Source organism: Bacillus sp. FSL W8-0629, from assembly GCF_038593225.1.
GTDB classification, from domain to species: Bacteria; Bacillota; Bacilli; order Bacillales; family Bacillaceae; genus Bacillus; species Bacillus altitudinis.
In genome coordinates this window covers 3,214,810-3,240,360 of record NZ_CP151975.1, presented here as the reverse complement: position 1 = coordinate 3,240,360, position 25,551 = coordinate 3,214,810, and the positions used below count along the sequence as shown (strand labels likewise).

The following is a 25,551-nucleotide window of genomic DNA, read 5'->3' as shown; positions in this document are numbered from 1 at the left end:
TTATCCTATTTGTCTATCCTCCTCCGTGTGAAACCGTAGAAGTACACCATCTATATGAAACTTTAACAAATCGGTCCATCTATATTTAATTTAATAATTCAAAGCCGATATAAAAGATAGATTAAAGCACAGGAGCTGAATAACTATGTCTGTTGGTAAGTTGACTTCGCTAGAGCCACTGATTGATGCATTTCAAACCCGTGTTACGAATCATCAAAATGACAATGCAAACACTGATTTACAAGCAAATGGAAAAGTCGTTTCAAAAGAAGAAATTGAGAAAACGCTTCAAGGAGCAAATAAGCTGATTGAACCTACTCAATTTCATCTTCAATTTGAATTACATGAAAAACTCAATGAATATTATGTCAAAGTCGTAGATAACCAAACCGAAGAAGTCATTAGAGAGATTCCTTCCAAAGAATGGCTTGATTTCTATGCGGCAATGACAGAGATTGTCGGTTTATTTGTCGATAAAAGAATGTAATTGAAGGGAGAACATAAATCATGGTTAATCGAATTACTGGATTTTCAAATGTATTTGATATTGATGAAATCGTCTCAAAGCTAATGAAAACTGAGCAAGCACCACTTGATAAAATGACACGCCAGAAACAAACACTTGAATGGCAAAGAGACAGCTACCGCGAGGTCAATTCAAAGGTCAAAGAATTAGATGATTTAATCAATAGTTTAAATTTAACGCGTCCAACTACATATGGCGCAAAAAAGGTCACAAGCTCCAATGAATCTGCTGTCACAGCAACTGGATCAACAAATGCTACCTCTGGCTCGATTAATGTGACCCAACTAGCGACAGCATCCGTATTCAAATCTTCTGGCACATCTGGATTTACTGCTGCAAACGGTACGTTCACGTTTGAGGTGACGACACCAGATTCTACAACACCAAAAACAGTGACCATTAATACAACTGATACAGATACCCTTGATACAATCGTGACAAAATTGAACAGCTCTCAACTTGGTGTCACGGCTTATAAAGGCCAAATCTTTGATGGGACCAACTACGTGGATACCATCGCTCTGACTTCCCGTACGACTGGAGAAGGTGTCAGTATTAAAGCGGATGGTAATTCTGCTTCATTTTTAACGCAATTAGGATTCCAAGTGGATGGAGATAATAAATTAGTTGCGACTACTCAAGGGCAGAAAGCGCAATACGAAATTAATGGTCTCAAAATGGAAAATAACAATAATACCTTCACGCAGGCTGGTATCACATATGAACTTAAAGGAACAACAGATAAGCCTGTCAGTTTGAACGTTTCAACAGATGTCGATGCCATCTTTGATAAAATCAAACAATTCGTTGATAAATACAATGAACTTGTTGAAGAGATTAATGGTAAAGTCAATGAAAAAAGAAATAGAGACTACTATCCATTAACAGCAGAAGAGAAAAAAGCCATGTCTGACAAAGAAGTCGAGCTATGGGAAACGACTGCGAAGTCTGGCTTGCTGAGAAGTGATTCAATTTTACGATCTGGTGCATCTAAATTAAGAAGTGATTTTTATGTTGATATTACGACAAGTGATGGGAATAAAATTCACATGACACAAATCGGAATTGCCACTTCAGATAAATATAAAGATGGCGGAAAGCTTGTCATTGATGAACCGAAACTAAGAAAAGCCATTCAAGAAGACCCACAGAAGATTAGTCAAATATTTATGTCAGGTTCGCTAAATGTAGATTCAAAAGATAAAGATAAAGCGCAGCAGCAATATAATGAACAAGGAATCATTCATCGTATCAAAAATTCCTTAACAGCCTTCTCAAAGAGCATTCAGACAAAGGCTGGTAGCACAACGATGGCATCAAAGGAATACGGACTTGGTAAGGACCTTGATTCTTTGACTCAACGAATGAGCACATTCCAAGACCGTTTAAAAATGGTGGAAGCTCGTTACTACAAAAAGTTTAACGCCATGGATAGTGCGATTCAAAAGCTAAACAACCAATCTGGCTATCTTTCTCAACTGCTTGGACAATAATTGGAGGTTTATAACATATGGCAATTCAGAACCCTTATGCCGCCTATCAGAAAAATTCTATTGAGACCGCAACACCGGCCGAGTTAACGCTTATGCTTTATGAAGGATGCTTAAAGTTTATTAGACTAGCAAAGCATGGCATTCAAAAAGAAGATGCTGAAATGAGAAACTTGAACCTGAAAAAGGCTCAAAACATCATCCAAGAATTAAATGTCACCTTAAATCGTACGTATGATGTATCAAAGAGCATGGCAAGTATGTATGACTACATCTATCGAAGACTGATTGAAGCCAATCTGCAAAATGACGAAGAGATCTTGAATGAAATAGAGCAATATGTGACTGATTTCCGAGATGCTTGGAAGGAAGTCATTCAAACCGATCGAAAAGGGCGTCACCACTCTATTGGAGGATCTCTATGAGTATTGTGGACCAACTGCATGACCAAACGTTAAAAATGGCAGCGGAAATAGAGGCCAACCCGCAAAGTGAGACACTCGTTGAAGACTTTGATGCTTTTTTAGTTGAGAGAGACGAACTAATGAGAGACATTCAACATGAGCTTTCCGTTCAAGAAAAAGAGAAAATCAAAGAAATCATTCAAACAGATCAACTGATGGCCAAGCAATTAACGGAGATTCAAAATGGGATCAAGGCAGATATTCAAGCCATTCAACGTAAGAAAACAAAACAGCTGAATTATCAAAATCCGTATCAGCCCATGACAAGTGATGGCGTATACTACGATAAACGGAAATAAATAGGTGAGACCTGTGGCGTATCGTTCAGATGACTATATTTTATTAACCACATATTATGACCTTCTATATACGATAGAAGAGAGTCTAAAATATTTAGATGAAATTGAGAAGGATTTCGCTAAAACAGAAGGGGATCGGATCTTTAATGATCTGATCCATGCCTTCTTTCATTTAGAGACAACACATCCGCTTCTGCTTTCGATTATTGAAAATGAGCACTTTGCCAAGACGATTCGATCGTTTGACCAAATTTTTTTAAGTTTCGATATACTAGCTTTCTATACATTCCCTTCAAATCACTTCCAGTCATTCCTTACATCATATTTTATACCTGAATATAGAAAGTGGATGGATGAAATACATGCCTGTATGAGGCCGTATGTCATTCATTAATTTTTGTTCAATTCAGACCATTCGGAGGAATTTATGAGACTAAAAAATCAATTTTTATTTGGGCTTATTGTCATATGTGTATTGTTTGTCAGTATTTTGGGGTTTTCTAGTTTTATTTATTACAAAACAGATCAATCGTATAAAGCACTTCTCACCAAAGAAGTAAAGCTGTACCAGACCTCACTGGAATTAGAGGCACTGCTACAAAAGCAGGAAGCACAAATTAAAACGTATGTAGTTGTTCAAGATGCTGAAAATTTACAGAAGATTGAGCAAACATATGAAGAAATCAATAAGAAAACAACTGAAGCATCAAAAATGAGCACCGTTAAACAAGCAAAAAATCTGTTAGATCAAATTTCCGAAAAAAATTATCTTTACTACACCTCAACAAATCGATTATTTAATTCATTGAATATGCAAAATCAAAAAGAATTCAACACCCGCCTCAGTCAAGAATTACAACCTATCGAACAAGAAATACATACCTTTACAAAAGAATTTGCTCAAACACAATTGAAACAGCGTGATCAAAAAATCAGTCAGCTCAATGAAGAAAGTAACCAATTATTGCTGACGCTCATTCTCGTTAGCGCAGCGATTATAGTCGGCTTTTTAGTCATTGGCACAAGGTTTGTTCATCGTATGACAAAACCGATTGTCTCTGTCACACATGCAGCAAGAAGAATGGCAGATGGTGACCTCACACTTGAAGAGATTGAAGTAACCTCTAAAAATGAAATTGGCCAGCTCGGTACGGCTTTTAACCAAATGACAGCTCATTTGCGTCAGCTCATCTTACAGGTGCAAAACGGGTCAAGGCAATTAGCTGATTCTGCTGCTCAATTTGAAGAAACCATCAGTCAAACCATTTCGGCGAGTGAACAGACGTCTAGCTCGATTGAACAGGTCAGTGAAGCTTCACGTGAACAATCGGATGCAGTAGGAAAAGTAGCTTCGGCGATTCAAGAAGTCTCGACTGGTATGCATAATGCGGCTGAACATACGTCTGATGTTTCGGGTCACTCAATTTCAGTGACTGAAAAGGCTGAAGAGGGCGCATCCCTCATTCAACAATTTGTGAAACAAATGAGTTCTATTAAGGAATCTGTGAATGAACATCATTCTACAATGGCCAATGTACAAGTACAGTTTACCGGCATTCAAGACCTGCTGGGGAATATTCATGCCATTGCAGATCAGACAAATTTACTTGCTTTAAACGCAGCCATTGAAGCAGCAAGAGCTGGGGAACATGGAAGAGGTTTTGCGGTTGTTGCAGATGAAGTCAGAAAGCTGGCGGAAGAATCAAGTCAGCTGACTGATCAAATTAGTCAGCTACTCGCCAACGTGAACAAAGATACTGAAAGATCGTCTCACTCTATGACGAAAGTGGAACGAGATGTAGCAGAAGGTGTGAAAGTATCGCAATTGTCTGAACAGAGCTTTCAAGAAATTCTGGAATCCATCCGTGATATCTCGATGAAAGCAGAGGAGCTTTCTGCCACGACAGAGCAAATCTCAGCTAGTACAGAAGAAATTTCTCAAACAATTGGTGTGATAGAAGAAGGAGCCAAGCGAAATTCTGAGGAAACAGAGTACATGTCGGCGGCTGTTGAAGAATCACTAGCGGCGAATGAGGAAATGAAAGCAGCTGCGGAAGATTTAAAATCTTTGTCTCAATCACTGAAAACATCTATTTCATCTTTCAAGATTTAACAGTGCGATGGTCTTTTTCAAGAATTAATCGAATATATATTCATCACCTATCAAGTAAAAGCTGAAGCACCGCAGGATTCGACAAATTTCAATAAAAATTCACATTTTTTTTACGTTTGAGCAGGAGAAAAGGAGGGAAAAGTAGAAATAAGTTTACATATCCTTAATTTTAAAGGAGGCGTTCTTTACATGAATTACAATGTCCGAGGAGAAAACATCGAAGTAACACCTGCACTAAGAGATCATGTCGAGAAAAAAATTGGAAAGCTGGAGCGTTATTTTGAGTCAGATGTTGATGCTTCAGTCAACGTGAACTTGAAATTTTACAACGATCAAGAATCTAAAGTTGAGGTTACCATTCCAATGACTGATCTAGCACTTCGAGCAGAGGTGCATAATGAGGATATGTACAATGCAGTAGACCTAGCAACCAGTAAATTAGAACGTCAAATTAGAAAACATAAAACGAAAGTGAACCGTAAATTCCGTGAGCAAGGTGCGAAAAAGCATTTATTTGCTGGAGGAAACGGTGCGTCCGAAGTAGCAGTTCAAGATGACGAAGAGATTGATGAAACAGAAATCGTCAGACAAAAACGCTTCAATTTAAAACCAATGGATAGCGAAGAGGCCATTCTCCAAATGAACATGTTAGGTCACAGTTTCTTTGTCTTCACAAATGCTGAGACAAATTTGACCAATGTGGTATACCGCCGAAATGACGGTAAATATGGACTCATTGAGCCAAACGCTTAATCATTCGTTCCTTTTGATCCGAAAATGACCTAAAAAAAGTAAACCCGCTCCCTTCATTAGGGGCGGGTTTTTTGTGCTAAATCATTGCAAATTCTTTGGAAATCAAGGAAGGTATGGTATGATAAATGCAGGTAAATATGGACCTGTCAAACTTTTGGACATGCCGAAAAATTGCATGAAATAGAGGAGCGTTATTATATGCTTGGAATCTTAAACAAAGTGTTTGATCCTACGAAACGTACGATCAGCCGATATGAAAAAAAGGCAAATGAAATCGAAGCTCTCGCTCAAGATTTTGAGAAATTATCTGACGAGGCTTTACGAAATAAAACGATCGAATTTAAAGAAAAACTTGAAAAAGGACAATCTGTAGACGACCTTTTGGTTGAAGCATTTGCAACGGTTCGTGAGGCTTCCCGCCGCGTGACAGGAATGTTCCCATTTAAGGTGCAGCTCATGGGGGGGATTGCCCTACATGAAGGGAATATCTCTGAGATGAAAACAGGTGAAGGTAAAACGTTGACTTCAACAATGCCTGTTTATTTGAATGCTCTTTCTGGAAAAGGCGTCCACATTGTAACAGTCAACGAATATTTGGCAAGCCGTGATGCAGAGGAAATGGGCAAGATTTTTGAATTTCTTGGATTAACGGTTGGCTTGAACTTAAACAGTTTAGACAAAGATGAAAAAAGAGAAGCGTACGCTGCTGATATCACGTATTCAACAAACAATGAGCTTGGCTTTGATTATTTACGAGATAACATGGTGCTGTATAAAGAGCAAATGGTTCAAAGACCACTTCATTATGCCGTCATCGATGAAGTTGACTCCATCTTAATTGATGAAGCGAGAACACCTCTTATTATTTCTGGACAAGCTGCAAAATCGACGAAACTTTACGTACAAGCAAATGCCTTTGTTCGTACGTTAAAAATAGAAGACGATTTCACTTATGATATTAAAACAAAAAGTGTACAGCTGACTGAAAGCGGAATGACGAAGGCGGAAAAAGCATTTGGCATCGAGAACTTGTTTGATGTCAAACATGTTGCTCTTAACCACCATATCGCGCAGGCTCTTAAGGCGCATGTTGCGATGCAAAAAGACGTTGATTATGTTGTGGAAGATGGTCAAGTCGTCATCGTTGACTCCTTCACAGGACGTTTAATGAAAGGACGTCGCTATAGTGAAGGTCTGCACCAAGCCATTGAAGCAAAAGAAGGTCTTGAAGTGCAGAATGAAAGCATGACACTTGCAACCATTACGTTCCAGAACTACTTCCGTATGTATGAAAAGCTATCTGGTATGACAGGTACAGCGAAAACGGAAGAAGAGGAATTCCGTAACATTTACAATATGCAGGTTGTCACAATCCCAACCAATAAACCGGTTGTGCGTGATGACAGACCTGATTTAATCTACCGTACAATGGATGGCAAATTTAAAGCAGTAGCTGAAGACGTCGCACAGCGTTATATGACAGGACAGCCGGTCCTTGTCGGAACTGTTGCGGTTGAGACATCTGAATTGATTTCAAAACTGCTTAAAAATAAAGGCATCCCTCATCAAGTGTTAAATGCGAAAAACCATGAGCGTGAAGCACAAATTATTGAGGAAGCTGGACAAAAAGGTGCCGTCACAATTGCGACAAACATGGCGGGACGTGGAACAGACATCAAGCTTGGCGAAGGTGTGAAAGAACTAGGTGGTCTTGCTGTTATTGGGACAGAGCGTCATGAATCACGCCGTATTGATAACCAGCTCCGTGGTCGTTCTGGTCGTCAAGGAGACCCAGGGATTACTCAATTCTATCTCTCAATGGAAGATGAATTGATGCGCCGATTTGGCGCAGAGCGGACAATGGCGATGCTTGATCGCTTCGGTATGGATGACTCTACTCCAATTCAAAGTAAAATGGTCTCAAAAGCTGTTGAATCTTCTCAAAAACGTGTTGAGGGGAATAACTTTGATTCCCGTAAGCAGCTTCTGCAATATGATGATGTTCTTCGTCAACAGCGTGAAGTTATTTACAAACAGCGTTTTGAAGTCATCGATTCTGATAACTTGAAATCGATTGTGATCAATATGATTCAATCGTCTATTGAGCGGGCTGTTGGATCTTACACGCCGAAAGAAGAACTTCCAGAAGAATGGAAACTGGATGGTCTTGTTGAATTAATTAACACGAACTATTTAGATGAAGGTGCCATTTCGGTCAAAGATATCTTCGGTAAAGAAGCAGATGAGATCACCGAATTCATCATGGAGCGGATTAAAGAGAAATACGATGCAAAAGAAGAGACATTTGGCGATGAACAAATGCGTGAATTTGAAAAAGTCATCGTTCTTCGTGCAGTAGATTCTAAGTGGATGGATCATATCGATGCAATGGATCAGCTGCGTCAAGGAATCCATTTACGTGCATATGCACAAACCAATCCGCTTCGTGAGTATCAAATGGAAGGTTTTGCGATGTTTGAGCATATGGTCGCTTCAATTGAAGATGACGTCGCTAAATATGTGCTAAAATCAGAAATCCAAAACAACCTAGAACGTGAAGAAGTCGTTCAAGGACAAACAACTGCTCATCAACCTCAAGAAGGCGATGAGGAGAAAACAGTGAAGAAAAAGCCGGTGCGTAAAGTGGTGGATATCGGAAGAAACTCACCGTGTCACTGCGGAAGCGGCAAGAAATATAAAAATTGTCATGGGAAGACAGAATAAGTAATGGAAAGAGGTGAAAACCTCTTTCTATTCATGTCAGCCCCCATACATCTATGAGGTGAAGGATATGGAATTAGTAGAAATTAGACAAGAGCTTGAAAATATGGCTAGCAGGCTAGCTGATTTTAGGGGGTCTCTTTGACCTAGAAACAAAAGAAGTCAAAATCGCAGAGCTTGAAGCGACGATGTCAGAGGCTGATTTTTGGAACGATCAGCAAAAGGCTCAAGGGGTAATCAATGAAGCCAATGCACTAAAGGATTCTGTGAACTCCTATCATGAACTCAGTGAATCGCATGAAGAACTACAAATGACACATGACTTATTAAAGGAAGATTATGACGAGGAGCTTCATGCAGAGCTTGAAAAAGAGCTGAAGAACTTAACGAAGCAGTTTAATGAATTTGAGCTACAGCTTCTTTTAAGCGAACCTTATGATAAAAACAGTGCCATTCTTGAGCTTCACCCAGGTGCAGGTGGTACTGAATCACAGGACTGGGGTTCTATGCTACTCAGAATGTACACTCGCTGGGCAGAGCGCAGAGGCTTTAAGGTCGAAACACTTGATTACCTTCCTGGTGATGAAGCGGGAATTAAGTCTGTGACATTACTGATTAAAGGACATAACGCTTACGGTTACTTAAAAGCAGAAAAAGGTGTCCATCGTTTAGTCCGTATTTCTCCATTTGATTCATCTGGCCGTAGACACACCTCTTTCGTTTCCTGTGATGTCATGCCAGAATTTAATGAAGAAATTGATATCGATATTCGTACAGAGGATATTAAGGTGGATACGTATCGTGCAAGTGGTGCAGGGGGTCAGCACGTCAATACGACGGACTCTGCGGTTCGTATCACACACATCCCAACAAATGTCGTCGTGACGTGCCAAACGGAAAGATCCCAAATCAAAAACAGAGAACGTGCAATGAAAATGCTGAAATCTAAGCTTTATCAAAAACGGATCGAAGAACAGCAGGCGGAATTGGATGAAATCAGAGGAGAACAGAAAGAAATTGGCTGGGGAAGCCAAATTCGCTCATATGTTTTCCACCCATATTCTCTTGTGAAAGACCATCGTACCAACACGGAGATGGGAAATGTTCAAGCGGTGATGGATGGAGATTTAGATTCCTTTATCGATGCGTATTTACGTTCAAAATTATCATAAAAACTCGGCTTCTTGCCGGGTTTTTTTAATTGTGAGAAAATATAATGAATATAAAGGAATACATATGCCATACTGACTCTATATCCTTTGTATGATGAAATTAGCAATTAAAGGGGGAAATAATTTGGGATTAAAACCATTACAAGAGACGTGGGATTTAGATGCCTTTTTTAAAGGAGGCAGTTCTTCATCAGAATTTATCACATACTTACAGCACATACAGCAGCTATTAGATGAGTTACGACAAAAGGTAGATGCCTTTTCAAAAGAAGATACACAAATTGAAAAAAAGTTAACAGCTGTCCTTGAAACGTATGAAATCACATATAAAAAACTAGCGCAAGCAGGTTCATTTGTATCCTGTCTACAATCTCAAAATACAAAGGATATGAAGGCGGGCAGCCTCCGAGGATCTATTGCCAAGCTGGAAGCTGAATTAGGAACCATTCTAGCAGGGTTTGATCAATCACTTGCTGAGATTCCTACTAGCCAGTGGGAAGAATTAATGGATTCAGCCGCTTTTTCAGATGTTCGTTACATATTAAATGAACGAAGAGAACATGTGAAAGATCAGCTGCCTGTTGAACAGGAAACACTCATTCAAAAACTAGCAGTAGATGGGTATCATGCGTGGGATGAACTTTATTCTAGCTTGGTGAACAAAATTACCATTCCATTTGAGCAAAATGGTGAAACACAAATGATCTCTGTAGGCCAAGCAGAAAATGCGATGGATGATTCAGATCGTGAAGTAAGAAAAGCCGTGTATCATAATTTAGAACATGCATGGACACAGGATGAACATTTATTTGCAAGCACACTCAATCATCTCGCTGGTTTTCGTCTGCAAGTATATGAGGCAAGAGGATGGGATCATATATTAAAAGAGCCCCTTGATATTTGCCGGATGAAACAAGAGACGCTCGATACAATGTGGTCTGTCATTGATGAACATAAACAGCCATTCATTGATTATTTACAACGTAAAGCTGACATGCTTGGGGTTGATAAACTAAGCTGGTTTGATGTGGGAGCGCCTATTGGAAGTGAGACAAAAACCTATTCTTATCAAGATGCAGCCGCTTTTATTATCAAGCATTTCGCAGGGTTTGGAAAAGAACTTGCTGCTTTTACTGAAAAAGCTTTTAATGAACGCTGGGTAGAAGCTGAGAATCGCCCAAACAAACGAGTGGGCGGTTTCTGTACGAATTTCCCTGATAGCGGAGAATCACGTATTTTTATGACCTTCTCAGGGACTCCATCCAATGTAGCGACACTAGCACATGAGCTTGGTCATTCGTTCCATCAGGAAGTCATGCAGGATGTTCGGATGTTGAATCGTAAATATGCGATGAATGTAGCTGAAACTGCGTCGACATTTGCAGAAATGATTGTGGCAGATGCTTCATTAAAAGAGGCGGCCAATGAAGAAGAGCGTCTCAGTTTGCTAGAGGATAAGCTGCAGCGCAGTGTGGCATTCTTTATGAATATTCAATCACGCTTTTTATTTGAACAACGTTTTTATGAAGAGCGCAAACAAGGAGAAGTGCCAGCTGACCGCTTGAATGAGTTGATGGTAGAAGCACAGAAGGAAGCCTTTGGCGACTCTTTAGATGAATACCATCCGCATTTCTGGGCGTCTAAACTGCATTTCCATATTACAGGGGTCCCGTTTTATAACTTCCCTTACACCTTCGGGTACATGTTCTCGCTAGGTATTTACGCGAAAGCATTGCAGGCTGGAGCATCATTTGAAGAGAAATATATTGCGCTATTAAAAGATACAGCGTCAATGACTGTAGAAGATTTGGCATATAAGCACCTAGGTGTCGACCTGACTCAAAAAGCATTTTGGGAAGAGGCCATTTCACTGGCTGTGGCAGATGCTGAAGAGTTTTTAGAAGCGACGAAGGCATAAAAAATGAAAAGCTCCCATTACGGGAGCTTCAGCGTGTAGACAAACCCTCGCATTCGTTGTCAGTCCTGCGCTTCGGTGCTCACGAATGTCAAATTCGCTCCGCGCCGATGCTCGTCCTTCCTAGACTTCAAAGGTTTTCTATCACGCTGAAAAGAAGACAAAGGGCTAAAATAAAGTTCATTTTAGCCCTTTGTCAACAATCTGGCAGCTCCCATTACGGGAGCTTTTTTGCTGGTTTTAACCATTCCAGCATCGTCTGAACGATGTCTTTTTGTTGCGTGAGGACTGGAATGTCTGCAGGCTGATCCCCTTTTTGTTTGCCATACATGCCAAATTGAGCATGATTACCGCCTTTTATCTCATGGTACACCGTTTGAGAAGGTAGCTGCTTTTTCGATTTTTTGATTTTTTCTTGTGTCGCTAGCCCATCTTTTTCTCCTGAAATAGATAATACTTGCAAGGAAGCCTGTTTCAAATCATCTGATGCAGGATAGGAGGCAAGGAAAAAGAGGCCGTCCAGCTTGCTTTGATTTTTCTCTGCATACATAGCGGCAGCTGTCCCGCCTAGCGAATGTCCGCCAATGTACCAATGCTTGATGGCTGGATGACTTTTGAGGATATCCTCTGCCTTCTTCGTATTAAAAATCGCGAAGGAAAATGGCATGTCTGGGATAAAGACCGAATAGCCTTTCTTCATCAGCGCATTCCCTAGATAGGCATAAGCAAGAGGTTCAACTTTTGCCCCAGGATATAGAATGATGCCAGTATCGCTTTTTGATGCTTCAAATGAATATACCCCATTTTTATGATCGACCTGCTCAATCTTCATCTGCTTTTTTAACGCTTCCGATGGTCCATATGTAAAGCGGCTCCATGTATAGAAAGCACCAAAAGCTAAGATGATGAGTGCAAGTAATGTAATACCGGTGACCTTCAGTATTTTCTTCATCGTATGTCCCTTCTTTCTCATGTACATATTAAATATACCATCATTTACTCTTCTGCCAAACGGCAAGTACGCTGATCCGGCTGTGTGATAAAGTATTAATCCATTAGCACTGCATTTGGCTGTTATTTACAATCTGAATGAGAGGGCTTAAAATAGGTGTGCATTCAGAAGTAACGGAGGAAGAAAGACATGAAGCAGGAACATTCTCAACTTTGGATTGAAGTGAAAAATTATGTACTCATTTTAATAGGATCAGCCATCGTGGCGGTTGGCTTTAATACGTTATTATTACCAAATCAGATTGCTGCTGGCGGTGTGAGTGGAATCAGTACCATTATGCAGTCATTCGGTTTTGAAGCTGCATATGTACAATGGGGTCTCAATATTCCGCTCTTTATCGCAGGCTTTTATTTATTAGGTGGAACATTTGGGGTAAAAACGCTCGTTGGTTCTGTCTTTTTACCTTTAATGGTGTTCTTAACAAGACACATTGCTCCTGTCACCCATGAAGCACTGCTCGCCGCAATATTTGGCGGTGTAGTGATTGGGATCGGGATTGGGCTCGTTTTCCTCGGCAATGGTTCAACGGGAGGAACGGCACTTGCGGCCAAAATCATCAATAAATATACAGGGCTGACGTTAGGTACTTGTTTAGCGATGATGGACGGTTTGATTGTTTTGGCGGCCATGACTGTTTTTGGGATTGAAGAAGGACTGTACGCTGTGATCGGAGTGTTCATTTCTAGTAAGACGATTGATGTGGTACAGGCTGGCTTTAGTCACTCGAAGATGGCCATGATTATTACGGGCCATGAGGATGAGGTCAGACAGGCGGTGTTTGATCAAATTGATCGTGGTGTAACGAAGATTTCAGCAGTAGGTGGGTACACCGACCATGACCGGCCTATTTTAATGTGTGTGGTAGGGCAGTCACAATTCACAAAGTTGAAACAAGTGGTAAAAGCGATCGATGCATCAGCGTTTGTCATCGTCATGGATGCAAAAGAGGTGCTTGGTGAGGGTTTTAAAAGGGCGTAAACAAGGATATAATAACGTTGACCAAATGATTGTAAGGGAGGGAAATACATGAAAAAGAGCGGATTAACGCTTCTTTTTGTCGCTATGCTTTTTGTACTTGCGGCCTGTGGAGGAAATTCAAGCAGCAGTGACAAAGAAGGCAGTAAAAGTGCTTCAAGTGTGAGCAGTGGTGAAGAGATTTATCAGCAAAACTGTATTGGCTGTCATGGAAAAGACTTATCTGGCGGAGGCGGCCCAAGCCTGAAAGAAGTCGGGAAGAAATATAATGAAAGCCAAATTGCAGATATTGCCCAGAACGGTAAAGGATCTATGCCAAGCGGAATGGTAGATGAAAAACAAGCAAAAGAAGTCGCCAAATGGCTTGCAGAGAAAAAATAAAACCTTTGTCTAATCGACAAGGTTTTTTTATTTTCTATTTGTAGAAAAAGACTTTTGGATAGTATGAAAACGTATTATATTAAATTTTATTTAAAAAATAAGGGTAAAAAGACACGTTTTTCGGTTTTGATTGCTCTATTTACCTTTTATTTATAAGTTTTGAAATATAAATGTAATACCATTGCGTCGATTCATGACGTATAATTGGAGTTGTTGAAATTTAGACGAGTCAATTTTTTCATCTTTTTGGATGAAAAGGACATAAATTGCTTGTGCGTATCGAAGGGTATGTGCGTGACCATACATAACGTTTTTTGACGAGAAGTGTCAGAACATCATGATAAGCTGTTTGACAGCGAATAAGAAAAGATTAGGTGATTACATGATTGAAATGAAGGAAGTCTATAAGATCTATCCTAATGGTGTAAAGGCGATCAATGGAATCAATGTCTCTATCCATCCAGGAGAGTTTGTGTATGTTGTTGGTCCCAGTGGCGCTGGTAAATCCACGTTCATTAAAATGATGTATCGTGAAGAGAAGCCAACAAAAGGGAAAATCTTAATTAATAACAAAGATTTAGGCTCGATGAAGGAAAAAGAAATTCCTTATGTGAGAAGAGAAATTGGCGTAGTATTCCAAGATTTCAAACTGCTTCCAAGTCTTACGGTCTTTGAGAACGTGGCATTTGCTCTTGAAGTCATTGGTGAACAGCCAAGTATTATTAAGAAAAAAGTGCTTGAAGTACTTGATTTGGTGCAATTAAAGCACAAAGCTCGTCAATTTCCAGATCAGCTTTCCGGCGGTGAACAGCAGCGTGTATCGATCGCTCGTTCGATCGTCAATCATCCTGAGGTTGTCATTGCAGACGAACCGACAGGAAACCTTGATCCAGATACTTCATGGGAAATCATGAAGACACTTGAAGAGATTAATAACCGCGGAACAACAGTCGTCATGGCGACACACAACAAAGAGATTGTAAACAGCATGAAGAAACGCGTCATCGCAATCGAAGATGGAATGATTGTGCGTGACGAAGCAAGAGGGGAGTACGGAATTTATGATTAAAACTCTCTCGCGGCATTTACGTGAGAGCTTCCGTTCACTTGGAAGAAACACGTGGATGACATTTGCATCAATTAGTGCGGTCACTGTCACATTGATTTTAGTTGGGGTTTTTCTTGTCATTATGCTCAACTTGAATAACATGGCATCGAACGCTGAGAAAGAAGTAGAAGTAAAAGTTCTCATCGATTTAACTGCGAATCAAAAGCAGCAGGATGAATTAAAAGCAGAAATTGAGAAGATTCCTGAAATCAGTGATGTGAAATACTCATCCAAGGATGATGAACTAAAAGCACTGATTAAAAGCTTTGGTGAAAATGGACAATCTATGGGACTGGTTGATCAAGAAAACCCATTAAATGATGCGTTTATTGTGAAAACAACAGATCCTCACGATACACCAAAAGTAGCGAAGAAATTAGAAAACCTAAAAGGGACGTATAAAGTCACTTATGGAAAAGAAGAGGTCAGCCGACTCTTTAATGTTGTCGGAGTGGCGCGTAATGTCGGCATCGCACTTATTATTGGGCTTTTATTTACAGCGATGTTCTTGATTTCCAATACGATCAAAATTACGATTTTTGCTAGACGTAAAGAAATTGAGATTATGAAACTAGTAGGTGCAACGAACTGGTTTATTCGCTGGCCGTTCTTCATCGAAGGATTACTACTTGGTGTATTTGGCTCGATTATACCAATCGCTGTATTGCTTGGCACATATCATTATGCTGTCGGCTGGGTGGCGCCAAGGGTACAAGGTTCATTTATTTCAATGCTTCCATACAATCCGTTTGTCTATCAAGTATCACTGATCCTTCTATTGATCGGTGCCATTATCGGTGTGTGGGGAAGTTTAACGTCCATCCGTAAATTCTTGAAAGTATAAATCTATTTATATTGATGGCAGCACTCGAAGATTCTATAGAAGGTGTGACCGGTTGATCCAATTCATCCGGTCGACTCTTCATGCAGGCAGTTGTCATGGGAGGGGAATATCGTTTTGAAAAGAAAGCTGATAATGGCTGGAATGGCAGCGTTTATTGGAACAACGTGGCTATACATTCCAGGGAACGAAAATCGTGCATTCGCATACGAAGACCTAGATCAAAAACGTCAACAAATTGAAGAGAAAACATCGAAGACTGAATCAACCTTGAAGAAAAAGAAATCAGAACTGGCAAAGCTTGAAAAGAAAGAATCAAAGCTAAAGCAAGAAATTGAAAAAATTGACCAAAAAGTAAGTGCCGCAACTGAAAAAGTCGCAGAAAAAGAAAAAGAGGTCAAACAGACGAAACAAGAGATCAAAAAACTAAAAAAAGAGATTGAAGTCATCAACGAGCGAATTGAAAAGAGAAAAGCGATTTTCAAAGATCGAATTCGTTCTATGCAAAAAAGTGGCGGTACAATCAACTATTTAGATGTGCTGCTAGGTGCTCGTAGCTTTAGTGATTTTGTCAGTCGTGTGGGAGCTGTTACAACCATCGTCGAAGCAGATAAAGACATGATTACAGAACACGAAAATGATTTGGAGCTAGTAGAGCAAAAAGAAGCAGAGCTAAATAAACAGCTAAGTGGACTTGAAACATCTTTGAAAGAGCTTGAAACGTTGAAAAAGGACCTATCCAAACAGCAAAAAGAAAAAGGAAAAGTCCTTGGTCATGTAACGGAAGAAAAAGAACATGCACATGATGAACTAGGAAAGCTTGAAAATGAACAAGAAATTTTAGCGAATCAAAAAGCGGCGGTAAAGTCTGAAGAAGCACGCCGTCAAAAAGAAGAAGCGAAGAAAGCAGAACAAGCAGCTGCTGAAAAAAGTGCACCTGCACCAAGTGGAGGATCTGATCAAGTGTCAGATACACCAGCAAGTAGCTCAGGTTTCATTAAACCAGCTGCAGGCCGTTTCTCATCAGGCTTTGGCGGACGTTCTGGCGGACAGCATTACGGATTAGATATCGCTGCAAAAGGCACTGTATCTGTCGTTGCAGCCGCATCTGGAACAGTCACGAACTCAAGCTACTCGTCGAGTTATGGAAACGTGGTGTTCATTACACATAACATCAATGGCCAAACGTATCAAACGGTATACGCTCATCTTTCAACAAGAAGTGTGTCAACAGGTCAAAGAGTCGAGCAAGGTCAATTCCTTGGATATATGGGCAACACAGGTCAGTCTTATGGCCAGCATCTTCATTTTGAAATTCATAAAGGATTATGGAATGGCGCGAAATCAAATGCAGTCAATCCAGCGCAATATATCCGCTGACAAAAAGCCGATAACAGCATGTTATCGGCTTTTTTCATGTAGATGAAGTTAAAATAACAGCAGTAATCCGGCAATAATAGGTGTTAAAAGCACAGCGGATTTTAAGAGAGGTTTCGGCGCAAGGCGTGTAAATTTTGCCCCAATAAAAGCCCCTAATACGGTACCGATTAAGATCTGAACGAGCAGGATAAAGTCAACATAGCCTTCTGAAATATAACCAATTCCACCGCCAATAGAGATTGGAATAATCACTAGCATCGTTGTGCCAACAGCTTGTCTAATAGACAGCTTCAGCAAAATCAAAAGCCCCACTTGAATAAATGGTGCTGATCCGATACCGAACATCCCTGAAAGCATCCCTGATACAAGGCCTAATATAATGCCCCTGATCAGCAATTGGCGTGAAGAAAGCGGCTGCTGCTCAGCATCTTCTTTTAGGACAAACAATTTGATCATCATAAAAACAGCAGATAAAAAGAGCATACCAGCTGTTAAATAGTGCAGGCTATCCTCTGGAATAAAAGGAGCCACTTTTGCTCCGGCAAATGAAGCAATACAAGCTAGTGCCCCGACAATCAAACCTGATTTGAGCTGGATATTTCCTTCCCGGTAGTGGCTGTATGCACCAGATAAAGTCGTAAATGCCATAGCAGCTAAAGATGTCCCAAGTGCAGTATGGATTGGTACATCAAAGATTAACGTCAGCAATGCGATGACAAAACCAGCCCCGCCAGCTCCTACAAACCCTAGTAAAATTCCTAATAAAAGCATCGTCAATATAATATACATAGCGAAGACTCCTTCTCGATCATAACAAAATAAAAATTACACCTAATGAAATGATTAGTCAAGCCTCCTTAGGAGAATGTCTTTACATGAAATCCCTTCTTCTGGCATATAATAACTCAGGTCATCAGGAAGAGTTGAAGAAGGAGGCCAAATATGAAAAAACAAATCGCATCCATCATGGCAAGTGTCATTCTCATCATCAGTGCAGGGGTTATGACGCATAAAGAGGCGACTCAAGCGGAGTCACCGAAAGCGGCTGCTGCAGTGGCTGGACAAGCTCAATCAAGTGATCGAGCGAAGGAAAACGGAATGGAGAAAATTGAGAAAGCCTATGACCTCATTTCGAATGAATATGTAGAGGAAGTGGATCGTCAAAAGCTGCTTGAAGGTGCCATACAAGGAATGCTTTCAACCTTAAATGATCCGTATTCAGTATACATGGACAAGCAAACCGCAAAGCAATTTTCGGATTCACTTGATTCCTCATTTGAAGGAATTGGGGCAGAAGTTGGAATGGATGAAGGAAAGATTATCATTGTCTCTGCCTTTAAAAAATCCCCTGCGGCAAAGGCGGGTCTGAAACCGAAAGATGAAATCATCAGCATTGACGGTGAGTCGATGAAAGAAAAAAGCCTAAACGATGCTGTACTGAAAATAAGAGGAAAAAAAGGAACGTCTGTCGCCTTGAAAATCAGACGAAATGGAATTGAAAAAGAGTTAACATTCCATATCAAACGAGAAGAAATCCCGCTTGAAACCGTAACGGCTTCAATGAAAGAGGTCAATGGTCATAAAACAGGCTATATTGCGATCTCTAGCTTCTCTGAAGATACGGCGAAGGATTTCACGGCAAGCTTGAATAAGCTCGAGAAAAAGGGCATGGAAGGCCTTGTGCTGGACGTGAGAGGAAATCCTGGCGGCTATCTACAAAGTGTGGAAGACATTTTGAAACATTTTATCACAAAGGATCAGCCATATATTCAAATTGCAGAACGGAATGGCGATCGAAAACGATATTTTTCAAAACGAAAAGAACAAAAACCATACCCGGTCAATGTCTTAATTGATAAAGGAAGTGCATCCGCTTCTGAAATTCTGGCTGGTGCCATGAAAGAAGCAGGGAAGTATGAAGTGGTAGGTGACGTTTCCTTTGGTAAAGGGACTGTGCAGCAGGCGGTACCAATGGGAGATGGGAGTAACATTAAATTAACGCTGTATAAGTGGCTGACACCGAAAGGGAATTGGATTCACAAAAAAGGTGTTGTGCCGACCATTGCGATTCATCAACCAGATTACTTCACCGTTGGCCCGCTCCAGCTGAAAGAACCGCTTCAGCTTGATATGAACAATGAAGAAGTCAGACAAGCACAGACATTGTTAAAAGGGTTATCATTTGACCCAGGCAGAGTAGATGGATATTTTGACGAAGAAACGAAAAAGGCTGTACTCGCATTTCAAAGCACATACAATCTCGAAAAATCAGGTGTGATTGATTTAAAGACAGCGAAAATGATGAACAAGATGGTAGATGAAGTGAAATCTTATGAAAAGAATGATCTTCAGCTACAAACTGCACTAAAAGCACTATATCTCAAAAAATAAAGAGGCGAATAAATGCCTCTTTTTTTTGGTTCATAAGTGTTACGAACATGTAATAATTTATTCTTAAAAATATATTATATCGAGAAATATATTCATTTATTTTACAAAAAACATAACATTCCTTCGAATTTACCCGATAACATATTTATATAAGAGACTTTCTGTTGATTTAAACATGTCATGAAAATGAAACTTTTGAAAGTTGTATGTTACATAAATAATTCTTACAATAAAAAGTAGCACTCATTTTAAATATTTTATTTTTTGCGGATATTCAGCTTAAGCATTGAGCTGTACCGAGGTTTGCGCTTTTCTTAAAAGAACTAGTAAATGGGGGTACACAATTGAAAAGGGCAAGTATTGTGAGAGAGAAAAAATATTACGAGTTGGTAGAGGAGCTTAAGAGTCGTACGAAAGATGTGACGTTTTCGGCTACAAAGGCATTAAGTCTACTCATGCTGTTAAGCAGGTACTTGGTCAATTACACAACGGTAGAATCAGTCGACGAGATCGATGAAGACTGTGCTGAGATATACTTCAATTATTTAATGGATAATCATAAGAGACTTGGTATAAACTTAACCGACATCAAGAGGTCCATGCAGCTTCTCGGCGGCATACTAGATGTAGATGTAAATCACTATTTAAAAGATTTTTCACTGTCGAATGTCACACTTTGGATGAATCAGGAGAAATAAACCTGATGTCAAGCATCGATTTATTTGATAGAATAAGAGAAAATGCTTGACTTGGGCGGTGAACGATAATGAGCTCGGAGTGGATGGGAGCCGGATTAAAAGCGGTCGGTCTGTTTTTAATCCATCCTCTTTTTTATTTTATGATATTAATCAGCCTATTATATGGCTACATCCGCGTAAAGCGGGAGAGAAAAGCGTTTCAAACAAGAATAGAAGATGTTTACGATGAACTGAAATTTACATATTCAAAAGGATGGGTTCCAGGAATTTGTCTATCGATCATATCTGTAGGCTTAGGGATTTCCCTTCCGCCTGGATTCATCGTGCTGATTGCAGCGATGACCATCGTTTTCTCTTTATTCTTTAAGGCGAGTGCGCTTTCGTCTGCATACACACTCGGTTTCAGTTTTATTGCGGCATTTGGACTGATGTCTGTTCAAGTGAGCCATTCTTGGCTGCCGCAGCTTTCAATGATGAATGCATCAGCCGTTGTGATCCTGTTAGGGCTACTGTTAATGACCGAAGGCATCTTAGCCTATCGAACGGCGCATTTACGTACATCGCCTGCAATGGTGATGAGTGCGAGAGGACTTTTGATCGGCCAGCAGCGAGCAAACCGTCTGTGGCTTCTACCACTTGTTTTGCTGATGCCGGCAGGTGAATGGACTTCTTCTCTGCCATGGTGGCCTGTGCTTCAAGTGCACGATCAAAGCTTTTCATTTATTGTGATCCCGTACATCATCGGCTTTGGCCAGCGTATTCAAGGATCGCTGCCAATTGTGAGTATTCAAATTACGTCACGCCGAATAATGATGCTCGGTCTAGTTGTTGCTGTAGTAGGTGCGGCAAGTATTTGGTTTGAGCCGATTGCGTGGGGAGCTGTTGTTCTAGCGATTGCAGGAAGAGCCTTTTTATCATGGAAGCAGAGGGCGAATGACAACGCTGCACCATTCTTTTTCTCTAAGCGGAATCAAGGGCTTATGGTGCTTGGTATCATTCCGAATACCCCTGCGGCTGATTTAAAGCTTGAGATCGGAGAAATTATTACAAAGGTCAATGGAATCGAGATCAAAACCGTTTCAGAATTTTATGAAGCACTACAAACCAATCGTGCTCTGACAAAGCTTGAGATCATTGGTCTCAATGGTCAGACAAGGTTTGAGAAACGCGCCTCTTACGAAGGGGAGCATCACCAGCTTGGTATCCTGTTTGTGAAGGACGATCCTCAGCAAGAGCCAACGGCGATTTCATCTTAAAAAAGCTGCTAGAGATGGCAGCTTTTTTCTTTTGGGCGCGTTTCTCTTCCATAGGATTCGCCCCATTCACGCATGGCAAAGATAATGGGCTTTAACGTATTTCCAAGAGAAGTCAGTGAATACTCGACACGAGGAGGAACTTCCTCATAGACTTCACGGTGAACAATCCCATCTTGTTCAAGTTCTCGTAATTGCAACGTCAGGACACGCTGCGAAATTCTTGGCAGAAGCCGGCGTATTTCGTTGTAACGCTTTGGACCGCAAGTCAAATGATAAAGGATGACGCCTTTCCATTTCCCTCCGATGACATTTGTAGTGATAGACACGGGACAGCCATGATTCACAATACTGACTGGATTGGATGGTGCACTCATCTCAACATTCCTTTCTTAAACGAAAATGGTCATAAACGAACATGTTTGTACCTAACGAACAAAAATGTGCGTACTTGAATCAATGGAAGCTTTTCTTTTACCATAGAGATAGACATCACACATTCGGGTTGTTTGTTTTCCTATCATAACAATTTCTATTAGGGAATGGAAAGAAATTGGATTGTGGGAACACACCTGTTCATTAGAAAGGATGAATAACATGCGAGACAAAGAGCTATTAAAAAAAGAAATCATTGAGGCGTATGAATTCCGTCATGCGACAAAAGAGTTTGACCCAGCGAAAAAGATTCCAGAGGATGATTTTGCATTTATTTTAGAAACAGGAAGACTTTCTCCAAGCTCTGTAGGGTTTGAGCCTTGGAAGTTCCTCGTTGTTCAAAATGAAGCATTCAGAGAAAAATTAAAAGAGTATACATGGGGGGCGCAAAAGCAGCTTCCAACTGCCAGCCATTTTGTGATCATCTTGGCAAGAACAGATGCCCGCTATGATTCAGCATATGCAGAATACATCAACAAGCAAATCAAAGGAATGACAGACGAAACGTTTGAAATGGTCAAGGGGCGCTACAGAGAATTCCAAGAGAACGATCTTCATCTACTAGAAAATGACCGTACATTATTTGATTGGGCTTCAAAACAAACGTATATTGCCTTAGGTAACATGATGACAGCTGCGGCACAGATCGGCATTGATTCATGCCCAGTTGAAGGATTTAGCTACGATCACATCCATCGTATCTTAGAAGAAGAAGGGTTACTGGAGGATGGTCAATACGACATCTCTGTCATGGCAGCCTTCGGTTATCGTGTCACTGAGCCAAAACGCGGCAAAACACGTCGCCCGATGGATGAAGTAGCTGTTTGGATTCGTTAATCGCTGTTTGTCTGAAAAAGGCTGTTGACAATTGCGTGGTTAGTCAGTATATTTAAAAAATAAAATCTTTGACGAATATACAAATTTGACTATAAACGCTTTGACTTGAGAATAGTAAATGAACATCCGTTTTTTAAGAGAGCTGCGGGTCGGTGCAACGCAGTAAAACGAATCATTGAACTCGCTCAAAGAGCGGTAAGACTGAATGAATAGTAAGTCTTTACGTGTGACCTCCGTTATCGGGTTTTAAGTTGGATTCAGCCATGGCTGAATCAATAAGAGTGGTAACGCGGTTGCAAGGTCAGTCGTCTCTTCCAGGAGATGGCTGGCCTTTTTATATGCTTTTATCTCATATTTGTCTGAAGATTCAAATTTAAAGGAGCTATAGAAAATGGAAAAGGAACATGTGCAGTTAAAACGAACAATGACATCAAGGCATATTATGATGCTTGCGCTTGGCGGTGCCATCGGTGCTGGTCTGTTTAAAGGAAGCAGTTCTGCCATTGATATTGCGGGTCCTGCTGTCATTTTGGCATACATGATTGGTGGTCTTATTTTATTATTTATTATGCAAGGACTTGCCGAAATGACCGTTGCACGACCTGGAGCAAGAACATTCCGTGACTTGATTGAACCTGTGTTAGGAAAGTATCCGGCCTATTTCTTAGACTGGATCTATTGGAAGATGTGGGTGCTGAACATTGCAGCAGAAGCGATTGTGTCGGCCATCTTTATTCAGTACTGGTTCCCACAAGTGCCAATCTGGATGCTTGTGTTAATCATTTCACTTGTAGTCACAATCATTAATGTTTGCTCAGTCAAAATGTTTGCTGAGACAGAGTATTGGTTGGCTTCTATTAAAATTGCTGTCATCATCTTATTTATTATCATTGGATTTACCATGCTATTTGTCTCATTCGGACAGCATGCAGCACCTGGATTGTCTAACTTAACGGATCACGGTGGATTTTTCCCAAATGGTACTGGCGGATTAATTGCAGCAATGCTGGTTGTCGTGTATTCATATGGTGGGACGGAGATGATTGGGGTCACGTTAGCAGAAACAAAAAACCCTGAAAAAGTCATCCCAAAGGCCATTCAAAGTACGTTTGTACGCATCATCGGTTTTTATGTACTGCCGTTCTTTATCATTGTCAGCTTAATCCCTTGGAATCAAGTCAACAATGAGCAAGTAAGTCCATTTGTGACAGTGTTTGCAACAATCGGAGTACCGTATGCTAGTGACATCATGAATGGTATTATCTTACTAGCGATTTTGTCTTCTATGAACTCTGGCTTGTATGCTTCATCACGGGTGCTTTATACACAGGCAATGGATGGCCGTGTATGGAAAGGATTCTCCAAGCTGTCAAAACAGCAGGTGCCTGTTCGAGCCATCCTTGTATGTACATCTACCTTGTATGCAGCTGTATTGATTTCTCTTTTTGTAGGAAGTCAAACGTTTAATTACTTAATGGGCTCTTTAAGTTACACAGTTCTATTCATCTGGTTTATCATTGCCGTCGGTCATTTGAAATCTCGAAGCGTCGCACAGCCAGGCGGATATCGCGTGAAGCTGTATCCTTTCACAACGTGGTTTTCCGTTATTGCGATCATGGCCATTTTTGTCGGCGTTGTATTCAATACACCAATTGTTCAAACGCTGGTCACAATGGGCATTTATTTAATCATTACACTTTCTTTCTTTATTAACAGAAAACGGTTTGAAACAGCCGTCTAATTTATTAAAAAGCGTGCAGGACCTTCTGAAGGGTCTCGCACGCTTTTTTTAATGCTGTTTATATTGCTTGAAGTGGACAGGGGATTGAACGGGATGTGGCTTTGCCTGAAGGCCATAGCTATCCCTGACGATATAAAGCGGCCGGTCCTTGGCTTCATCGTAGATTCGGCCGATATACTCCCCAATCATGCCTAACATAAAGAGGATGATCCCGCTAAAGAATAGCTGAATGACAATTAATGAACTCCAGCCGGTGATGGTGCTGTTTGTAAATAGCTTTAAATATAAAACTAGAAACATCGAAATGAAGCCAATAGCTGAGAGGGAAATACCTGCCACGCTGGCTAGCTTTAAAGGTTTGTAAGAAAAAGATGTGATCCCATCCATCGAGAGCTTGAGCATCTTTTTGAGAGGGTACTTTGTTTCTCCTGCCAACCGCTCATCTCGAACATATTCTACCGCAATCTGTTTGAAGCCAACCCAGCTCACTAATCCGCGGACAAATGGGTTTTTCTCGCGTATTTTTCTCATTTCATGACACACTTTACGATCCATCAATCTAAAGTCGCCGGTGTCAATAGGAATATCTACTTCGGTGATTTGACGTAGCACTCGGTAGAAAAGGGAAGCCGTGTACTTTTTGAAAGCTGTTTCGCCTTTTCGTTGCGTGCGGACCGCGTATACGACCTCATAGCCTTCCTTCCATTTTTCAATCATGTCTAAAATCAATTCAGGTGGATCTTGTAAATCCGCATCAATCACTACGACAGCTTCTCCCTTTGCATAATCCATTCCCGCTGTAATGGCAATTTGATGCCCAAAGTTACGAGAAAAATCAATAAGTCTCACATGCGGATCGGTCTGGCAGTACCCTTTAATCAGTTCAGCTGTTCGATCTATACTGCCGTCATTGACGAAGAGAAGCTCATATGCTTCTCCCGTCGAATCCATGACGGTCTTGAGGCGCTGATACGATTCATGGATCACAAGTTCTTCATTATACACTGGGACTACAACAGAGTATTGTATGTTCTTTTCCATCAGTC

The 25,551-nt window shown here is 40.6% G+C and carries 24 protein-coding genes and 1 other annotated feature; of the genes, 20 read left to right on the top strand and 4 right to left on the bottom strand.

The features are described from left to right. The first annotated feature begins 145 nt into the window (after positions 1 to 145). The 10 genes from flaG to NSQ17_RS16790 all read left to right on the top strand — a co-directional run bounded on the left by flaG (position 146) and on the right by NSQ17_RS16790 (position 11,456). Positions 146 to 487, top strand: a complete 342-nt coding sequence (gene flaG, locus NSQ17_RS16835) for a flagellar protein FlaG (protein ID WP_007499987.1) — start codon at positions 146 to 148, stop codon at positions 485 to 487. A gap of 20 nt (positions 488 to 507) precedes the next feature. Beyond that, positions 508 to 2,019, top strand: a complete 1,512-nt coding sequence (locus tag NSQ17_RS16830; RefSeq protein WP_342467612.1) for a flagellar hook-associated protein 2 — start codon at positions 508 to 510, stop codon at positions 2,017 to 2,019. Between the two features lie 17 nt (positions 2,020 to 2,036). Next, entirely contained in the window at positions 2,037 to 2,441 is a 405-nt protein-coding gene (gene fliS / locus NSQ17_RS16825; protein WP_342467611.1) for a flagellar export chaperone FliS, read from the top strand. Next, positions 2,438 to 2,779 carry a flagellar protein FliT gene (locus NSQ17_RS16820; protein ID WP_008348246.1) on the top strand — a complete coding sequence of 114 codons (342 nt, stop codon included), beginning with the start codon at positions 2,438 to 2,440 and terminating at the stop codon, positions 2,777 to 2,779. Before fliS ends, NSQ17_RS16820 begins: the two co-directional genes overlap by 4 nt. A gap of 13 nt (positions 2,780 to 2,792) precedes the next feature. Next, positions 2,793 to 3,173, top strand: a complete 381-nt coding sequence (locus tag NSQ17_RS16815) for a hypothetical protein (protein ID WP_008348244.1) — start codon at positions 2,793 to 2,795, stop codon at positions 3,171 to 3,173. Between the two features lie 33 nt (positions 3,174 to 3,206). Further along, positions 3,207 to 4,892: a methyl-accepting chemotaxis protein gene (locus NSQ17_RS16810; protein WP_342467610.1), complete on the top strand. Its 1,686-nt coding sequence runs from the start codon at positions 3,207 to 3,209 to the stop codon at positions 4,890 to 4,892. A gap of 189 nt (positions 4,893 to 5,081) precedes the next feature. After that, positions 5,082 to 5,645: a ribosome-associated translation inhibitor RaiA gene (raiA, locus tag NSQ17_RS16805; protein WP_007499992.1), complete on the top strand. Its 564-nt coding sequence runs from the start codon at positions 5,082 to 5,084 to the stop codon at positions 5,643 to 5,645. Between the two features lie 198 nt (positions 5,646 to 5,843). Next, on the top strand, positions 5,844 to 8,369 hold the full coding sequence (secA, locus tag NSQ17_RS16800) for a preprotein translocase subunit SecA (RefSeq protein ID WP_035701569.1): 2,526 nt from the start codon (positions 5,844 to 5,846) through the stop codon (positions 8,367 to 8,369). Between the two features lie 67 nt (positions 8,370 to 8,436). Further along, positions 8,437 to 9,538 (top strand): peptide chain release factor 2 gene (prfB, locus tag NSQ17_RS16795; RefSeq protein WP_342467609.1). Its coding sequence is split into 2 segments (ribosomal slippage): positions 8,437 to 8,508 and positions 8,510 to 9,538, totalling 1,101 coding nucleotides; the frame shifts between segments, so codons are not numbered across the junction. A 124-nt stretch (positions 9,539 to 9,662) separates the two neighbouring features. Continuing rightward, complete coding sequence (locus NSQ17_RS16790; protein WP_058336977.1) at positions 9,663 to 11,456, top strand: M3 family oligoendopeptidase; 1,794 nt, start codon at positions 9,663 to 9,665, stop codon at positions 11,454 to 11,456. Positions 11,457 to 11,670: 214 nt separating this feature from the next. Here the strand turns inward: NSQ17_RS16790 and NSQ17_RS16785 are convergent, their stop codons facing one another. After that, complete coding sequence (locus tag NSQ17_RS16785; protein ID WP_041507837.1) at positions 11,671 to 12,405, bottom strand: alpha/beta family hydrolase; 735 nt, start codon at positions 12,403 to 12,405, stop codon at positions 11,671 to 11,673. Positions 12,406 to 12,594: 189 nt separating this feature from the next. Here NSQ17_RS16785 and NSQ17_RS16780 point away from each other — a divergent pair, with 189 nt between their 5' ends. From NSQ17_RS16780 to NSQ17_RS16760, 5 genes are all read left to right on the top strand, one after another. Then, on the top strand, positions 12,595 to 13,443 hold the full coding sequence (locus tag NSQ17_RS16780) for a YitT family protein (protein WP_035389657.1): 849 nt from the start codon (positions 12,595 to 12,597) through the stop codon (positions 13,441 to 13,443). 48 nt (positions 13,444 to 13,491) lie between these two features. Next, positions 13,492 to 13,821: a cytochrome c551 gene (gene cccB / locus NSQ17_RS16775; protein ID WP_008348231.1), complete on the top strand. Its 330-nt coding sequence runs from the start codon at positions 13,492 to 13,494 to the stop codon at positions 13,819 to 13,821. A gap of 382 nt (positions 13,822 to 14,203) precedes the next feature. Then, complete coding sequence (gene ftsE, locus NSQ17_RS16770; RefSeq protein ID WP_008348229.1) at positions 14,204 to 14,890, top strand: cell division ATP-binding protein FtsE; 687 nt, start codon at positions 14,204 to 14,206, stop codon at positions 14,888 to 14,890. Next, positions 14,883 to 15,773 (top strand): permease-like cell division protein FtsX, encoded by an 891-nt coding sequence (ftsX, locus tag NSQ17_RS16765; RefSeq protein ID WP_025208057.1) that lies wholly within the window; start codon positions 14,883 to 14,885, stop codon positions 15,771 to 15,773. Before ftsE ends, ftsX begins: the two co-directional genes overlap by 8 nt. 114 nt (positions 15,774 to 15,887) lie before the next feature. Then, entirely contained in the window at positions 15,888 to 17,150 is a 1,263-nt protein-coding gene (locus NSQ17_RS16760) for a M23 family metallopeptidase (protein WP_039169766.1), read from the top strand. Positions 17,151 to 17,198: 48 nt separating this feature from the next. Here NSQ17_RS16760 and NSQ17_RS16755 read toward each other — a convergent pair whose 3' ends face one another. Beyond that, a complete protein-coding gene (locus NSQ17_RS16755) occupies positions 17,199 to 17,939 on the bottom strand; it encodes a sulfite exporter TauE/SafE family protein (RefSeq protein ID WP_017368130.1) in 741 nt (246 codons plus the stop codon). A gap of 153 nt (positions 17,940 to 18,092) precedes the next feature. Between NSQ17_RS16755 and NSQ17_RS16750 the strand changes: the two genes are divergently transcribed. From NSQ17_RS16750 to NSQ17_RS16740, 3 genes are all read left to right on the top strand, one after another. Continuing rightward, positions 18,093 to 19,541, top strand: coding sequence for a S41 family peptidase (locus NSQ17_RS16750; RefSeq protein ID WP_046344575.1), 1,449 nt, complete (start codon positions 18,093 to 18,095; stop codon positions 19,539 to 19,541). A 344-nt stretch (positions 19,542 to 19,885) separates the two neighbouring features. Beyond that, positions 19,886 to 20,239: a swarming motility protein SwrAA gene (locus NSQ17_RS16745; RefSeq protein WP_007500014.1), complete on the top strand. Its 354-nt coding sequence runs from the start codon at positions 19,886 to 19,888 to the stop codon at positions 20,237 to 20,239. Between the two features lie 83 nt (positions 20,240 to 20,322). Continuing rightward, the gene (locus tag NSQ17_RS16740) at positions 20,323 to 21,495 is read left to right on the top strand and encodes a PDZ domain-containing protein (protein WP_080673861.1); all 1,173 of its coding nucleotides are present in this window, start codon (positions 20,323 to 20,325) and stop codon (positions 21,493 to 21,495) included. An 8-nt stretch (positions 21,496 to 21,503) separates the two neighbouring features. Here the strand turns inward: NSQ17_RS16740 and NSQ17_RS16735 are convergent, their stop codons facing one another. Continuing rightward, a complete protein-coding gene (locus NSQ17_RS16735; RefSeq protein ID WP_017357877.1) occupies positions 21,504 to 21,869 on the bottom strand; it encodes a winged helix-turn-helix transcriptional regulator in 366 nt (121 codons plus the stop codon). Positions 21,870 to 22,089: 220 nt separating this feature from the next. Between NSQ17_RS16735 and NSQ17_RS16730 the strand changes: the two genes are divergently transcribed. Continuing rightward, positions 22,090 to 22,764, top strand: coding sequence for an NAD(P)H-dependent oxidoreductase (locus NSQ17_RS16730; RefSeq protein ID WP_045033987.1), 675 nt, complete (start codon positions 22,090 to 22,092; stop codon positions 22,762 to 22,764). A gap of 91 nt (positions 22,765 to 22,855) precedes the next feature. Beyond that, positions 22,856 to 23,080: a binding site (T-box leader), on the top strand. A 75-nt stretch (positions 23,081 to 23,155) separates the two neighbouring features. Continuing rightward, positions 23,156 to 24,505: an amino acid permease gene (locus tag NSQ17_RS16725; RefSeq protein WP_008348215.1), complete on the top strand. Its 1,350-nt coding sequence runs from the start codon at positions 23,156 to 23,158 to the stop codon at positions 24,503 to 24,505. Between the two features lie 48 nt (positions 24,506 to 24,553). Here NSQ17_RS16725 and NSQ17_RS16720 read toward each other — a convergent pair whose 3' ends face one another. Beyond that, positions 24,554 to 25,546, bottom strand: coding sequence for a glycosyltransferase family 2 protein (locus NSQ17_RS16720; protein WP_282745845.1), 993 nt, complete (start codon positions 25,544 to 25,546; stop codon positions 24,554 to 24,556). Positions 25,547 to 25,551 lie beyond the last annotated feature (5 nt).